The following is a 13,999-nucleotide window of genomic DNA, read 5'->3' as shown; positions in this document are numbered from 1 at the left end:
AATATGAACAGCCTTTTTTCTACTTCTTTACTTTCCTAATTCTCCCCCTGATTTCGCCTTTCTTATTAGACTTCGTATAAACATTTACATATACATTCGCCTGAATGATTTCTTGCAGTAAGCTATCAAACGCTCGCCCTTGTAAAGGCCCTTCAAAATCCCCCACATTAACTACACCAGTGACGACTCCTTCATTAACACTAATACCTTGCTTTAATGGACCAAATAAACTTAAAACAATTGGACCAATTTGATCTGTTTTCCCTAAATGAATTTGGCATGATGTAACTTTTTCGATGTTTTTCAATATGACCCGATATTGCAACTTCTTTAAATCCTCACTAAATATAAACTCTGCTACGCCATAAGCTTCTGTATTTACAGGAGGTATTTCCCTCTTACCTGTTAACCTCGCAAAGAAATGTGTTGTCATACGGGCATTCTCCTTATATAAATTTCCCAGCACTACTTCTACTACTTTATGGTTTATACATAATCATTTATGACTTTTTCAAACTTTAATTACGAAGAAAAGATTCACACAATCTTTACATTAGAATCGTTCCTTTTGCTTTACTACCTCTTGTATAATGCACATAGAAAAACATTCTAGGAGGTTATTTTGGAAAATAACAAATATACTATTCACAAATTATTAGAGATTTTTCTCGTTTCATTTAAATTAGGACTTACTTCATTTGGTGGCCCCGTCGCCCATCTCGGCTATTTCCACCACGAATATGTACAAAAAAGAAAATGGATGGATGAACGAAGCTATGGAGATTTAGTAGCACTATGTCAATTCCTCCCTGGTCCTGCTAGCAGCCAAGTTGGTATGGGCGTTGGATTATTAAGAGGCGGGGTATTCGGAGCTATTATTTCATGGATCGGATTCACTTTGCCGTCTGTGATTGGTTTAGTTTTCTTCGCCTCATTCCTTAATCAGTTCAATCTTGGAAGTACTGGCTGGATTCATGGACTAAAACTTGTAGCAGTCGCTATTGTCGCTCATGCCATATGGGGAATGGCGCAAAAATTAACGCCAGACCGAAATCGTGCGACGATTGCAATTGCAACTGCCTCAATCGCCCTATTATGGCCAAGTAGCTGGACACAAGTCACTCTCATTATCATATGTGGCTGTATCGGCTGGCTTTTATATCGCAACCAACCAATTAGCCAATCTCAAAGTATAAAAGTACCTATTTCAAAAAAGATAGCAGTTTCTTGTCTCGTCTTATTCTTCGGACTATTACTACTGCTACCAATATTAAGACCGTTCTCTTATTACATCGCTTTATTTGATAGTTTCTATCGCTCTGGTGCACTTGTATTTGGAGGCGGACACGTCGTGCTGCCCCTTCTTGAAGGTGAGTTCGTACAAAACGGAATGATGACGAAAGAACAATTTCTAGCTGGATACGGATTAACACAAGCAATGCCAGGACCACTATTTACATTCGCCTCTTATATAGGAGCAGTGTTAAACGGGACGCTTGGAGCAATACTTGCAACAATTGCTATTTTTCTTCCTGCTTTCTTTCTCGTTATTGGTGTTTTACCATTTTGGAACAGTGTGAGAAAAATATCTTTCATACAAGGCGCACTACTTGGAGTCAATGCCGCTGTTGTTGGTATTTTAATTGCTGCTTTTTATGATCCTATTTGGACAAGCACAATTATGAACGCTGTAGATTTTGTTTTTGCGTCTCTTCTCTTTTGCTTGCTTGCTTTTTGGAAAACACCACCTTGGGTTATCGTTATACTCGGAGCCTTTGGCGGATATATTCTATCCATTTTATAAATATAAAAAACGACGGCATGATATAGCCGTCGTTTTTCTATTAAAACTTCACAAGCTCTATTCCTTCAGGCAACTCGCTCTCTGTTAAAATACGCAATTCTTTCACGCGATCCATTACGTAAGAAGAACGCTTCACAAGCTCTGGATCAATATACGCTGGATGAACCATAATTTCCACCGTTTGTTCACCTTGTACTCTTTCTTTTAACTTCACAAAGTAATCTTCCGTCACACCATCCGCATAAAAGTCACTGTAAAATACGTCAGAAAACGGGCGTACTGCTCGCTCTTCCTCACAACGACGAATTGGAACATTATATGTAGCCGCTAATCTCTCAAGAACATCGTGTAAAATCGATAATCCATGCACGTGATGATGACTATCTAAATGAGTTGGCGTTAATCCGTAAGATAAGAATTTCTCAATTTGAGCAGTCCATTCTCGCTCGACTTCCTCTGGATTTATCTTCCCTTCCCATACGACGCTTTATTTATGAAACAATCCATCGCTACTTACAAGTGATGGTACGTCTCCAAGAAGCGGTTTCCCCGCCGTTAATACGAGATGTACGCCTACTCCTAATGTGTTATGTTCTTTCGCTAAACGTACCGCATGCTCTGTTCCTGGCATATTCATCATCATCGTCGTTGAATTTACAAGTCCATTTATATGCCCATCAATAATACCGTAATTTGTACCTTCTGTAAGACCGTAATCATCTGCGTTTACAATTAACTTAATCATCGTAATACCTCCTAATAAAGTGAAACTTTAATCAGTGGGGGGTTTTTTTCACCCCCCACTGATTATTAATTGAACCAATCGGACTTTTATGGACAGTTGATCCCCCACCTAATTTCTTTGCTTTCGCTGAATTTTGAGGTAGGGGTCTTACTGCCCATTAAAGTGGGATAGAATAAAAAAAAGCGGGCTAAATAGCGCCGCTTTATTTCTCTACCTTTTTGAAGAACTGCGGAAGATGTTCTTTATGTGCTTCCAACATTTCATCTAAAATTTGTTTTGCCACTTTATCTGATGGTACAAGTGGATTAATTGTCATAGCAAGCAGCGCTTTATGATAATCCCCTGTAACAGCAGCTTCAATTGTTGTGCGCTCGAATGATTTAATTTGTTGTACTAAACCGCGAACTGGTACTGGAAGATCTCCAACTGCAATTGGTTTTGGACCTTCTTTCGTAATAATACAGTTCACTTCAACAGCCGAATCATGTGGCAAGCTTGCAATTGTTCCGTTGTTTCGTGTATTAACAGGCTGGATATCACCTTTATTATTATAAATAGACGTAATTAAGCTACATGCTGCGTCACTATAATAAGCGCCTCCACGTTTTTCTAATTGTGGTGGTTTAATATCTAAATTCGGGTCTTTATATAACTCGAATAAATCATCTTCTAATTGTTTTACTACTTCTGCACGTGTACCTTTTTCAACCGAAGCTTCTTTCTCTTCTTCTAGCATTTCACGTGTTTTGTAGTAGTAACGATGGTATGGACATGGAATTGCACGAAGGCCACGAATAAAGTCAGGCTCCCAGTTAAGCGCAGCGATATTTTCCATCGTAATTTGCTTTTCTGGATCTGTTACAAGTTCTAACACACGATCCATTACACTTACGCCATCTAAATATACGTCTAGTCCGTATACCATATGGTTTAAACCTGCGAAGTCCACATGTACACGACTTGCATCTACTTCAAGTAATTTTGCAAGACCCATACGGATTCCGATTGGAACGTTACATAGACCAACTACTCTTTGAATATTTGTATAACGAAGAACAGCTTCTGTTACCATACCAGCTGGGTTTGCAAAGTTAATTAACCATGCATTCGGACAAAGCTCCTCCATGTCCTTACAAATATCTAAAATAACAGGAATCGTTCTCAATGCTTTGAATAAACCACCAGGACCATTCGTTTCCTGACCGATTACATCATATTTTAACGGGATTGCTTCATCTTTTGCGCGAGCTTCTAATAAACCTACGCGAAGCTGCGTCGTTACGAAGTCAGCATCTTTTAATGCTTCGCGACGATCAAGCGTTAAATGTACCTCAATTGGTAAACCAGATTTTTTCACCATACGTTTCGCTAAGTTACCAACGATTTCTAACTTTTCTTTTCCTGCCTCAATATCTACTAACCAAATTTCACGAACAGGAAGCTCATCATAACGCTTAATAAATCCTTCAATTAACTCTGGTGTATAACTAGATCCACCGCCGATTGTAGCAATTTTAATTCCAGTCATGCTTTATTCCCCTTTCGCTTCTAACTTTTTATAAAGGTCAATAAACTCTGCTGCTAATTCTTTTACTGTAATCGCATTCATTAAATGATCTTGTGCATGAATTAAAAGAACACTAATCTCTGTTTTTTCTCCTCTTGCTTCTGATTGTATGAGCTCCGTTTGAAAATGATGCGCTTCATTAATCGCTTCTTTCGCCTTTGCCATCGCTTCATCAGCTTCTGCCATTTTCCCCTGTTTGGCAAATTGAAGTGCCTCCATCGCAAAGCTTCGTGCATTACCACTATTTAAAATTAATTGGAATGGAATTTGTTCTGCTGTAGTCATCATAATTACCGCCCTCTCTATTATCGTTCAACCGATTGAAATACCCCTTCAGTTTGAACATTTCTATTAAAATATTAATTTATGAATGATAGTTTGGTGTTCTTGTAGATGGTTCTCATCTTTTTGAACATGATATAAAGGTAATTATTCTGACGAGCTATAGAAACTCGTCAGAATAATATTTTTTAAAGTGATACTGAATTGTCGCTTCCTTTTGTTTCAGCTTTTGCAGCTTGTACATACGTACGGTCACACATTAATACGAATGGATAGTAAATCAATACTGCAATTGCAAAGTTTACTACTTGTAATGCTGCACCAGCGATACTTCCGCCTGCTACAAGATAACCACTAAAGATTGGTGGCATTGTCCATGGAACTAAAGCAACTGTTTTTGGTACCCATCCTAAAGAGATTGCTGTATAAGAAGTAATAACTAATACAACTGGTGTCAGTACGAATGGGATAATTAATGCTGGATTTAATACAATTGGTGTACCGAAAATAACTGGTTCGTTAATATTGAAGAAACCAGGACCGATAGATACACGGCCTACACCGCGAAGCTGTGCACTTTTCGCAACAAGCATTACTGCAACTAAGAATGCTAACGTTGCACCAGATCCACCGATATATACATATACATCAAAGAATGGTTTTGTGAAGATGTGCGGTACATCATATGCAGACATACCATCGTTAAATAATTTAATATTCTTTTCTAATGCTGGTAAATAAATTGGGTCAATAATACCACCAACGATATTAGGACCATGTAATCCGAAGAACCATAATACGTGAATAAGTAATGCTACAATAATTGCACTTGGTAATGTACCTGCTAAACCTTGTAATGGTACTTGAATTGTTTCAAATACGATTTTATGAATGCTTGTTCCTGCTAATTTCACTGCTAATTGAATACTTGCTGTTACGATTAAAATAACGAATGCTGGAACTAATGCTGCGAATGATTTCATTACTACTGGTGGAACACCATCTGGCATTTTAATTGTAATATCTCTTTGAACAAAGAATCTAAATGCCTCTGTTACAAGAAGAGCTACAATTATAGAAACGAATAAACCTTGTGATCCAGTCCATGCTAAATCAATACCGCCTTCTTTTGGCGTTGTCGGAGAAATAATAATTAATGCACCGAATGTAATGATTGCTGCTGACAACGCGTCAACGCCGTAAGATTTCGCTAAATTATAACTTATCCCTACTGCGACTATGAGGGCGAGTATAGCGAAGGAACCTGCCCACATACCGCCGCCGATATCTTTCCAAACTTCCCCGAATGCACCTTTCATAAATTTTTGGAATGCATCCACTGGTAAGTTATTAATAAGTATTGCAAATGATCCAACTAAAATAAGAGGCATAACTGCGATAAATCCATCACGGATCGCAACTAAGTGGCGCTGCGATCCAATTCTACCTGCGATTGGGACTAAATATTTCTCCATAAATGCAATAAACTTTTGCATTTTGCTTCCCCCCTAATTATTTTTTTAGTGTTAATGCGTGATCTAAAACTGCTTCTCCATTCATCATGCCGTAGTGCATTGGATTGATAACGTCGATTCCAACGTTCTTCTCATCAGCAAGCGTTTTCATTGAAGAAAGCATGTAACGAACTTGTGGTCCTAATAATAATACATCCGCTTGATCGATATTTGTTTTTACTGCATCCCCAGATACAGCCCAAATCTTTCCTTCTAAACCTCGAGCTTTTGCAGCCGCTTCCATTTTTGTAACTAGTAAACTTGTAGACATCCCTGCTGAGCAACATAATAAAATATTCATTTGAAAATCCCCCTTGTGTAGTATAAAAAATTTATATTTTGTTTATTTTTCTTTACGCTATTTATTAATGCAATTAGCGTGCCAACTTTTTAAAACCACTAAAATCAGCACTTTTTCGACCATTTCCTTTGTGTGTTAACGCTTTCAATTAGTGTGTCGAACAAAAAACACACAGTGTGTTATAAAACAACACGCTTTTAACACATAACTGTATGAAAATAGATTAGTGTTTAGTTGTCTAGTTGTATTTAAAACAAAAAAACACTAAAAAAATTTTTTAGTGTTTTTTTCCCCATGCCCGTCAAGCTAAGATTTTAAAATAAACCCAAAACGAAAAAATGAGATTTTTTTATCATAATGTCAGAAAACCATCATTATAATTCGTATATTAAGTGAATAGAGAATGGAGCAAAGAGTGGTGATAGGAATGCGAGAAGTAGAAATAGTAGAAGGGTTGCGAAAGAAAGATATGAAAGCATTACATGCAGCAATTGATCAATATGGAGATTTAATTTATAAAGTTGTTCACGGTGTATTAGATACATCCCATAGTAAAGTGTTAGTAGATGAGTGTGTTGATGATATTTTGTTAATCATTTGGTACAACATTGATAGTTATGATGAGAAACGCGGAAAATTTAGAAATTGGCTTATATCTATCGCGAAGTTTAAAGCGATAGATTTTAAGAGAAAGAGTAATCAAGTATATAGATTACAGGAATTTCAGCAGGATATATATGAAGAGAGAACGGTCACAAATCAAACAAAAGAAGAGGAGGAAGAAAACTTTTATCTTTTAATTAGGTCGCTAAACAATGAAGATAAAAAAATTTTTATAAAAAGGTATCTGGATGAATATAGTGTGCAAGAGATTGCTTCTGAATTAGGGCTGGCAACAGATACTGTGTATAGCAGGCTTTCAAGAGGACGAAAAAAAATAAAAAAGATAATAGGAGGGGAAACTGATGCGCAAAGAGGAACTGTTGCAGGGTTTAAATAATTTACAATATAGTGATGAAGATGTAGCAGAATATAATGTTGAAACAAAAGTAGATGAAAAGAAAATAGGACGTGCAAAAATGGTAGTAACAAAAAGTATTTTGATGCAGCGTTGTTATCATCAGGTGCAAGGTAATTTACAGCAGGGTGAAGAGATTTTATATAGCATGGCTGCGTCCAATCCGCGTGTAAAGGGTTGGCAAACAGGGACAGCTATAACATTAGGAATCGGTTTTCTTTCTATGAATTTTGGTATTAATAACGTCCTCGTTGTTACAAATAAAAAACTGTATGTGTTCTTTGTAAATCAATATTATAACGATGTTGATTTGAAAATATATCAGTTAGATGAAATTGTCTCTATGAAAACAGTATTAGATCGTAAAAGCGGCAGTGAATTTTTATATATAAAATATACAAACGGGAAAGAGTACGTACTTTTAGGGATTAATGAGGAGTATCGTGAATTGTTTGAAGTAGTATGTAACGTGCCAAAAGGAAGTAAAATAAAGCTGTCGCTACAGGATAGAAAATTAAAATGGATATTAAGGGGGAAAAGAAGTCTCTTTTATATCTTAAGCTGTTCAATTGTATTCTATTTGTTCTATAAGGCGTACGTTAACTTTATGCCACTTTAAAGGGCAGTAATATCCCATGGCCATCAAGCTAAAAAAATGAAATAAAAAACCTTGCATACGCAAGGTTCATTCAGTTACCGACATCTTCTTATATAATTCTACAAATTCACTCGCTAATTCCTTCACCGTAATTGCATTCATTAAATGATCTTGCGCGTGCACCATCAGAAGGGTGACTTCGGTCTTTTCACCACCAGCTTCTTTCTGTATGAGATCCGTTTGTACACGGTGCGCCTCTTTTAATTCTTCTAACGCTTCTTGTAATTTCGCTTCTGCTTCTGTAAATTCTCCACGCTTTGCACAATCAATTGCTTCCATTGAACAACTTCTCGCATTTCCCCCATGCAAGATTAAGTGAAAGGCCTTCGTTTCTATCGTATCCATTTTAGTTCTCTACTCCCCCTTTTCTTCCGCTATTTTTTGTTTATCCCATATTTTTAAGAACGGTAAATATATGACGAACGCTAGTGCAAAGTTAACGAGTTGCAAAATCACACCTGAAATTTTGCCACCCGAGCCTAAATATCCACTAAATAGAATTGGTGTCGTCCATGTTACAGCAGCACCACTCGGGCGAGCTACCAATCCCCATTCCATTGCGAAATAAGAAACAATTGTTAATACAACAGGAACTACTATAAATGGAATAAGTAAAAGTGGATTCATGACAATTGGCATACCGAAAGTTACCATTTCATTAATGTTAAAGATACCAGGTGCAATTGACAATCGTCCTAAACTTTTTAATTGCTGACTTCGTGCAAACAATAACATTCCGACAACTAAGGCTAATGTTGCACCAGAACCGCCCATATAAATCCATAAATCAAAAAACTGTGCAGTAATCGTGTTCGGTACATCTTGGCCCGCTTGAAAAGCAATCCGGTTCTGATCCATTAACGATAACCAAATCGGGCTCATTACACCGCCCACAATTGTAGCTCCATGAATTCCACACGCCCAAAGGACATGAACGAGAATAACCGCTATAACTGCTCCCCAAAGACTAGCACCAAGTATACTCAGCGGTTCTTGCAGTAGCTTCCCTACAACATTATGAATGCTTCCGAAAGTTGTGTGTTCAAAAATCAATCTAATGATCCAAACAACTGTCACAACAATAAACCCAGGAATAAGCGCTGCAAATGAACGCGTTACTGCCGGTGGAACTGTCTCAGGCATTTTTATAATCATCTTTTTTTGTACAAGAAATCGGTATATTTCAGTAGATATAATTGCAATAATCATCGCTACAAATAAACCTTGGCTTCCCATTAATGCCGCTGGAATTACTCCATCTACCAGTATACTTTCTTTCGTACCCGGCATGATATATGCAACTTGAAATGGAGTTGCAAGTAAAAATGTCACAAGCGACAATGCCCCGGATGCTAAAGCGTCCACTTTATAATATTCCCCAATCCTGTAAGCGATTCCAAAAACAGCTATTAAAGCCATTATATTAAAAGTTGCACTAACTGGATACCCTAATGCTACGTTCCAGTTTTTCCCGAACAAACTCGCCATGAATTCACTATACCCAGGGATTGGTAATGTACTAATAATAAGAAAAATTGATCCTATAATTAAGAACGGCATCGTCAATACAAGTCCATCACGAATTGCTAGCAAATGCCTCTGCTCTGCAACCTTTCCTGCCACTGGCATTACATATTTCTCTAAAAACCGTATCATCTATCCCACTCTCCTCATGGTTTCATTGACAAAGCTGCTTGCAAGATAGCTTCTCCATTACAAAGCCCGTAATGGACGGATTGAATGACATCAACAGGTACTCCTTTCTCCTTACATAATTCTTTCATTTTCGGTAATAAATAACGTACTTGCGGTCCAAGTAAAAGTACATCGGCTTTATCAATATGGCTATTTACTTCAGAACCTGATACAGCCCAAATCTTTACCTCTATCCCTTTTGCCTCTGCTGCTTTCTCCATTTTTGTAACAATCAAACTGGAAGACATTCCCGCTGCACAGCAAAGTAAAATATTCATCCCTTTTCCCTCCCCCTTTTTCCAAACCTAAGTTACGGCGCATCCCTTACCACAACTAGGTTACAAATATATATGTCTAGATTTCCTGCTGTATGCCGAGCTTAAAAACAAAAATTTCTCGGTTTTCACGCTATTCCATCTATCCGTATTCTCCTAGTAAAGAGGGCTCTAACTCGCTATAATAATTCAGTATGATTTTTTATAATTGATAGGAGGATATATTTATGAAGGCATATCGCTTTCCACTTATTTTATTATCTTCTATCCTAATTGGTGGTTTCATTGGTTATTTCATGGGTGCCGATGCAGTTGCTTTAAAGCCGCTTGGTGACATTTTCTTAAACTTAATGTTTACGATTGTTGTACCTCTAGTGTTCTTTAGCATCGCGTCATCTATTGCTAATATGGATGGATTAAAACGTTTCGGTAAAATTATGTCTAGTATGGCTGGGACTTTCTTATTTACAAGTATTTTAGCTGCTATTTTTATGATTATTGTCGTGAAAGTATTCCCGCCAGCACAAGGTGTTGTATTAGAACTAACACAACCTGACAAAGCTGAAAAAGCAGTTAGTGTTGCAGATCAAATCGTCGGTATTCTAACAGTATCTGACTTCTCGAAGTTACTATCTCGTGAAAATATGTTAGCTCTTATTTTCTTCTCTATCTTAATGGGAGTTGCAACTTCAGCAGTTGGTGAAAAAGGAAAACCATTCGCTACATTCTTACAAGCTGGTGCAGAAATTTCAATGAAAGTCGTATCTTTCATTATGTACTACGCTCCAATCGGACTTGCTGCTTACTTCGCAGCATTAGTTGGTGAATTCGGACCACAGCTTCTTGGAACTTACTTCCGAGCAGCAATGGTATACTATCCAGCGTCTCTTATTTACTTCTTTGTATTCTTTACGTTCTATGCATACCTTGCAGGTCGCAAGCAAGGTGTACAAGTATTTTGGAAGAACATGGTCTCTCCTACTGTTACATCTCTTGCAACTTGTAGTAGTGCCGCAAGTATTCCAGCGAACTTAGAAGCAACGAAGAAAATGGGTATCTCTTCTGACGTTCGTGAAACAGTTGTCCTTCTTGGATCTACACTTCATAAAGACGGCTCTGTTTTAGGCGGCGTATTAAAAATTGCTTTCTTATTCGGTATTTTCAACATGGAATTCGAAGGACCAAAAACATTAGCAATCGCACTTGTTGTTTCTTTATTAGTAGGAACAGTAATGGGCGCTATTCCAGGCGGCGGTATGATTGGTGAAATGTTAATCGTTTCTCTATACGGCTTCCCGCCAGAAGCATTGCCAATTATCGCAGCGATTAGTACAATCATCGATCCTCCTGCAACGATGTTAAACGTAACAGCAGATAATGCTTGTGCCGTAATGACAGCTCGCCTTGTAGAAGGTAAGAATTGGATCAAAAACAAATTTGCTTAATAAATAGAAAGAGGATGCTCGTTTTGAGCATCCTCTTTTTGTCATTATTTGTTGATAAGTCGATATTCCTTGTCGAAACGTCGATATAATCTATTCCGCCACAAATTTGTTAAAACCTTCACAAATATTCCACATCCATTATTCATTCTCCGTACTATAATCATATATGGAAAAGGAGATGGACATTATGACTCAAAGCGCACCTGAATTTAAAGTTTTGCAAAGCATTGCATTCCTTGCGGTCGTTTTGCAAAGTTCCTTATTATATACAATGAATCAAGGAAATGTCTTACTTGAGCAATCCCTCATTATGGGCATGCTATTTAACCTTGCAAAATTTTCAGCACCTGCATTCATATTTATCGTCGGCTTCCACTTAATTCGTCACTATACAAAGCAATTAGTATACAAAGAATATATTTCTGAAAAAGCCGCACATTTACTCATTCCTTATCTCTTCTGGTCTATTCTTTACTTATTAACAACAAACGATATGATCACATTACAAAGCGGAATAAAAAGTTTATTACTCGGAACAGCCGCACCCCATCTTTGGTATGTGATTATGATGTTTCAAATTCACCTACTGTTCCCTTTACTGTGCACACTATTTTATTGGTTTCAAAAACGAACAAAAAATAAAAAAGACATATATAAATATATGACCGTCTTTGCTTGCCTATATTTCCTCTTAATGTGGTATTCTTCGCACTACATTTTTAATGGCGAGAAATTGACTAGCTCAACCATTTTACATTATACAGACCGTTCCTTCTTCTTCTACTCATTCTATTTCGTCATGGGAGGAATCGCTGCTGTCGCACTAAAAGCGTGGCGTACATTTGTCATAAAACATATTCCGCTTATTACAATCTTATTTTTCGTCTTATTTTTATTCATCAATTATGAGTTATTTAGTTTTTACGGAGCAAACTCTATTCATTTAACCGTTTCGACTTATTTAAAACCGTCTATGTTTTTATATATCGTATGCGAAATTATCATACTTTACGTGCTATCTATTACAATCGTACAGCGACGCGGTTTCTTATATAAAGCTTTACGATTTATCGGGAATTACACGTATGGTGCTTATTTAGCTCACTTTTTCTTCTTGCAACTATGTACAAAGTTTCTTTCTTTATTCACACTGCAAGAAAACACAATATTATATAGCTTATTATTATTTACAATAACAGCCACAATCTCGATTTCAACAATGGTCATATGCAGTACACTACCATTTCATACATGGATTACAGGACCTTCTCCTAGGGCAAATATGAAATGGGCTAAGATTGCACTTCGGAAAAATCACGAAAAGGTATTCAAACCATATCTTTGATATAATAGAATTCCATAAAAGAAAAGAAAGTAGGACACACCTATGATTAATCAAATTGGACAAATTATGCTATATGTAAATAATCAAGATGAAGCAGTACAATTTTGGACTGAGACAGTAGGATTCCAAATTATTGCGGAAGAAAATAACGGACAAGGTTTTCGCTGGATTGAAATTGCGCCGTCAAAAGAAGCAGGCACAAGTATCGTCCTTCACGATAAAGAGTTAATTGCAAAAATGCAACCTGAATTAAACTTACATACACCTTCACTTATGTTCTTCTCTAACAACTTAGATCAACTGTATAAAGATCTTTCTGAGAAAAATGTTACTGTTGGACAAGTTGTAGATTTACCTACTGGCAGAGCTTTTAACTTCGCTGATAACGAAAACAATTACTTTGCGGTAATGGAACGCAAATAATAGGCCAAAAAATGGTTCTCCTTTCATACATATACATTGAAAGGAGAACCATTTTATATTTTCTCTATAGTTTTACGCTTCTTTCTTCTATATAAAGCAATTAGAAATGCACCTACAATGATAGCACCTGCTCCTATCATTCGTTTATCTACTCCAACAACTTCCTTAATCTTTTCTTTTTCCTTTTCATCATACGGAACACGGTGTCCTCGAACGAGTAACCTATGCGTGTTTACACCATATGGCGTACATGTAATTAGTGTCACATAATCCTGACTTTCAGCTACTGTTAAATCATCCGTTTCTTCTGGGAGCACTACTTTAATTTGATCTACTTTATATGCTAATACTTTATCTAAAGAATGAATATAAAAAACATCCGCCTCTTTTAATTTATCCAAATCTGTAAATAATACAGCAGATGGCAACCCCCTATGTCCAGTCAAAATAGAATGTGTTCCTTCTCCGCCAACTGGCAAAGAGGAATTCTCTATATGACCTACCCCTCTACTTAAAACATCCTCAGACGTTCCATGATATATAGGAAGCTTCACATTAATTTTAGGAATTTCTACATAGCCCATTACTTCTCCTACATTCAACATATCTACGTAAGAACTGGAATTTCCACTCTTATCGGAACGAAATGGATCTGTAACGGTCTGTCTCTCCCGTTGTAGTTTCTCATTGTACTCTTTCGCTTCTTTTTCTTTACGTTTAATCTCTTCCCTTTGCAGCTCTTTCACCTTTTTGTCATATGTACTTACTTCAGAATAATGCGCTCTTGTCGCTAACCAATTACTCACCGTCGGGTATAAAAAAATACTAAGTCCTACTAAAAAGATGCATCCAAAAATAATATTACGTTTCATAATATACCCCTTTATTATGCATATGTAGTTCCATTTATCTCGCTATTTACCTAGC

The 13,999-nt window shown here is 37.0% G+C and carries 15 protein-coding genes and 1 pseudogene; 6 read left to right on the top strand and 10 right to left on the bottom strand.

The features are described from left to right. Positions 1–19: 19 nt before the first annotated feature. Entirely contained in the window at positions 20–433 is a 414-nt protein-coding gene (gene exsM, locus PDQ68_RS19685; RefSeq protein ID WP_000207032.1) for an exosporium regulatory protein ExsM, read from the bottom strand. 189 nt (positions 434–622) lie between these two features. Between exsM and PDQ68_RS19680 the strand changes: the two genes are divergently transcribed. Further along, positions 623–1,804 carry a chromate transporter gene (locus tag PDQ68_RS19680; RefSeq protein ID WP_061184235.1) on the top strand — a complete coding sequence of 394 codons (1,182 nt, stop codon included), beginning with the start codon at positions 623–625 and terminating at the stop codon, positions 1,802–1,804. A gap of 40 nt (positions 1,805–1,844) precedes the next feature. On the opposite strand, the pseudogene chbG reads toward PDQ68_RS19680, so the two are convergent. The 5 genes and pseudogenes from chbG to PDQ68_RS19655 all read right to left on the bottom strand — a co-directional run bounded on the left by chbG (position 1,845) and on the right by PDQ68_RS19655 (position 6,213). Further along, positions 1,845–2,549, bottom strand: a pseudogene (gene chbG / locus PDQ68_RS19675) (chitin disaccharide deacetylase). Between the two features lie 202 nt (positions 2,550–2,751). After that, a complete protein-coding gene (gene celF / locus PDQ68_RS19670; protein WP_000145748.1) occupies positions 2,752–4,077 on the bottom strand; it encodes a 6-phospho-beta-glucosidase in 1,326 nt (441 codons plus the stop codon). 3 nt (positions 4,078–4,080) lie between these two features. Continuing rightward, on the bottom strand, positions 4,081–4,404 hold the full coding sequence (locus PDQ68_RS19665; RefSeq protein ID WP_000989047.1) for a PTS lactose/cellobiose transporter subunit IIA: 324 nt from the start codon (positions 4,402–4,404) through the stop codon (positions 4,081–4,083). Positions 4,405–4,586: 182 nt separating this feature from the next. Further along, positions 4,587–5,894 (bottom strand): PTS cellobiose transporter subunit IIC, encoded by a 1,308-nt coding sequence (gene celB / locus PDQ68_RS19660; protein WP_061184234.1) that lies wholly within the window; start codon positions 5,892–5,894, stop codon positions 4,587–4,589. 16 nt (positions 5,895–5,910) lie between these two features. Next, positions 5,911–6,213 (bottom strand): PTS sugar transporter subunit IIB, encoded by a 303-nt coding sequence (locus PDQ68_RS19655; protein WP_001023567.1) that lies wholly within the window; start codon positions 6,211–6,213, stop codon positions 5,911–5,913. A 427-nt stretch (positions 6,214–6,640) separates the two neighbouring features. Between PDQ68_RS19655 and PDQ68_RS19650 the strand changes: the two genes are divergently transcribed. Together PDQ68_RS19650 and PDQ68_RS19645 are read left to right on the top strand one after the other, a co-directional pair. Further along, positions 6,641–7,213, top strand: coding sequence for a sigma-70 family RNA polymerase sigma factor (locus tag PDQ68_RS19650; protein WP_061184261.1), 573 nt, complete (start codon positions 6,641–6,643; stop codon positions 7,211–7,213). Continuing rightward, a complete protein-coding gene (locus PDQ68_RS19645) occupies positions 7,179–7,850 on the top strand; it encodes a hypothetical protein (protein ID WP_016718939.1) in 672 nt (223 codons plus the stop codon). The genes PDQ68_RS19650 and PDQ68_RS19645 overlap by 35 nt, the downstream gene beginning before the upstream one ends. Before the next feature lie 66 nt (positions 7,851–7,916). Here PDQ68_RS19645 and PDQ68_RS19640 read toward each other — a convergent pair whose 3' ends face one another. Genes PDQ68_RS19640 through PDQ68_RS19630 form a run of 3 tightly spaced genes read right to left on the bottom strand, consistent with a single transcriptional unit; the run spans position 7,917 to position 9,862 of the window. Beyond that, the gene (locus tag PDQ68_RS19640) at positions 7,917–8,234 is read right to left on the bottom strand and encodes a PTS sugar transporter subunit IIA (protein WP_000379635.1); all 318 of its coding nucleotides are present in this window, start codon (positions 8,232–8,234) and stop codon (positions 7,917–7,919) included. Between the two features lie 9 nt (positions 8,235–8,243). Next, complete coding sequence (gene celB / locus PDQ68_RS19635) at positions 8,244–9,545, bottom strand: PTS cellobiose transporter subunit IIC (RefSeq protein WP_061184233.1); 1,302 nt, start codon at positions 9,543–9,545, stop codon at positions 8,244–8,246. A gap of 14 nt (positions 9,546–9,559) precedes the next feature. Further along, entirely contained in the window at positions 9,560–9,862 is a 303-nt protein-coding gene (locus PDQ68_RS19630; RefSeq protein WP_001023538.1) for a PTS sugar transporter subunit IIB, read from the bottom strand. Positions 9,863–10,086: 224 nt separating this feature from the next. Here PDQ68_RS19630 and PDQ68_RS19625 point away from each other — a divergent pair, with 224 nt between their 5' ends. The 3 genes from PDQ68_RS19625 to PDQ68_RS19615 all read left to right on the top strand — a co-directional run bounded on the left by PDQ68_RS19625 (position 10,087) and on the right by PDQ68_RS19615 (position 13,072). Next, entirely contained in the window at positions 10,087–11,304 is a 1,218-nt protein-coding gene (locus PDQ68_RS19625) for a dicarboxylate/amino acid:cation symporter (protein ID WP_000649373.1), read from the top strand. 187 nt (positions 11,305–11,491) lie between these two features. Further along, entirely contained in the window at positions 11,492–12,649 is a 1,158-nt protein-coding gene (locus tag PDQ68_RS19620; RefSeq protein ID WP_061184232.1) for an acyltransferase, read from the top strand. Positions 12,650–12,691: 42 nt separating this feature from the next. Further along, complete coding sequence (locus tag PDQ68_RS19615; protein ID WP_000609844.1) at positions 12,692–13,072, top strand: VOC family protein; 381 nt, start codon at positions 12,692–12,694, stop codon at positions 13,070–13,072. A 53-nt stretch (positions 13,073–13,125) separates the two neighbouring features. Here PDQ68_RS19615 and PDQ68_RS19610 read toward each other — a convergent pair whose 3' ends face one another. Then, positions 13,126–13,944, bottom strand: coding sequence for a class C sortase (locus PDQ68_RS19610; protein ID WP_000827783.1), 819 nt, complete (start codon positions 13,942–13,944; stop codon positions 13,126–13,128). Positions 13,945–13,999: the final 55 nt, after the last annotated feature.

The sequence above is a fragment of the Bacillus cereus group sp. Bc010 genome (genome assembly GCF_027716745.1).
In the GTDB taxonomy this organism is placed as follows: Bacteria; Bacillota; Bacilli; order Bacillales; family Bacillaceae_G; genus Bacillus_A; species Bacillus_A pacificus.
The sequence above is the reverse complement of the archived record's forward strand: the minus strand, read 5'-3'. Positions and strand labels throughout refer to the sequence as shown.

Excerpts from the sequence above, each read along its gene's own strand:
- exsM (WP_000207032.1), bottom strand. The coding sequence starts at position 433 with ATGACAACACATTTCTTTGCGAGGTTAACAGGTAAGAGGGAAATACCT.
- celF (WP_000145748.1), bottom strand. The coding sequence starts at position 4,077 with ATGACTGGAATTAAAATTGCTACAATCGGCGGTGGATCTAGTTATACA.
- PDQ68_RS19665 (WP_000989047.1), bottom strand. The coding sequence starts at position 4,404 with ATGATGACTACAGCAGAACAAATTCCATTCCAATTAATTTTAAATAGT.
- celB (WP_061184234.1), bottom strand. The coding sequence starts at position 5,894 with ATGCAAAAGTTTATTGCATTTATGGAGAAATATTTAGTCCCAATCGCA.
- PDQ68_RS19655 (WP_001023567.1), bottom strand. The coding sequence starts at position 6,213 with ATGAATATTTTATTATGTTGCTCAGCAGGGATGTCTACAAGTTTACTA.
- PDQ68_RS19650 (WP_061184261.1), top strand. The coding sequence starts at position 6,641 with ATGCGAGAAGTAGAAATAGTAGAAGGGTTGCGAAAGAAAGATATGAAA.
- PDQ68_RS19645 (WP_016718939.1), top strand. The coding sequence starts at position 7,179 with ATGCGCAAAGAGGAACTGTTGCAGGGTTTAAATAATTTACAATATAGT.
- PDQ68_RS19640 (WP_000379635.1), bottom strand. The coding sequence starts at position 8,234 with ATGGATACGATAGAAACGAAGGCCTTTCACTTAATCTTGCATGGGGGA.
- celB (WP_061184233.1), bottom strand. The coding sequence starts at position 9,545 with ATGATACGGTTTTTAGAGAAATATGTAATGCCAGTGGCAGGAAAGGTT.
- PDQ68_RS19630 (WP_001023538.1), bottom strand. The coding sequence starts at position 9,862 with ATGAATATTTTACTTTGCTGTGCAGCGGGAATGTCTTCCAGTTTGATT.
- PDQ68_RS19625 (WP_000649373.1), top strand. The coding sequence starts at position 10,087 with ATGAAGGCATATCGCTTTCCACTTATTTTATTATCTTCTATCCTAATT.
- PDQ68_RS19620 (WP_061184232.1), top strand. The coding sequence starts at position 11,492 with ATGACTCAAAGCGCACCTGAATTTAAAGTTTTGCAAAGCATTGCATTC.
- PDQ68_RS19615 (WP_000609844.1), top strand. The coding sequence starts at position 12,692 with ATGATTAATCAAATTGGACAAATTATGCTATATGTAAATAATCAAGAT.
- PDQ68_RS19610 (WP_000827783.1), bottom strand. The coding sequence starts at position 13,944 with ATGAAACGTAATATTATTTTTGGATGCATCTTTTTAGTAGGACTTAGT.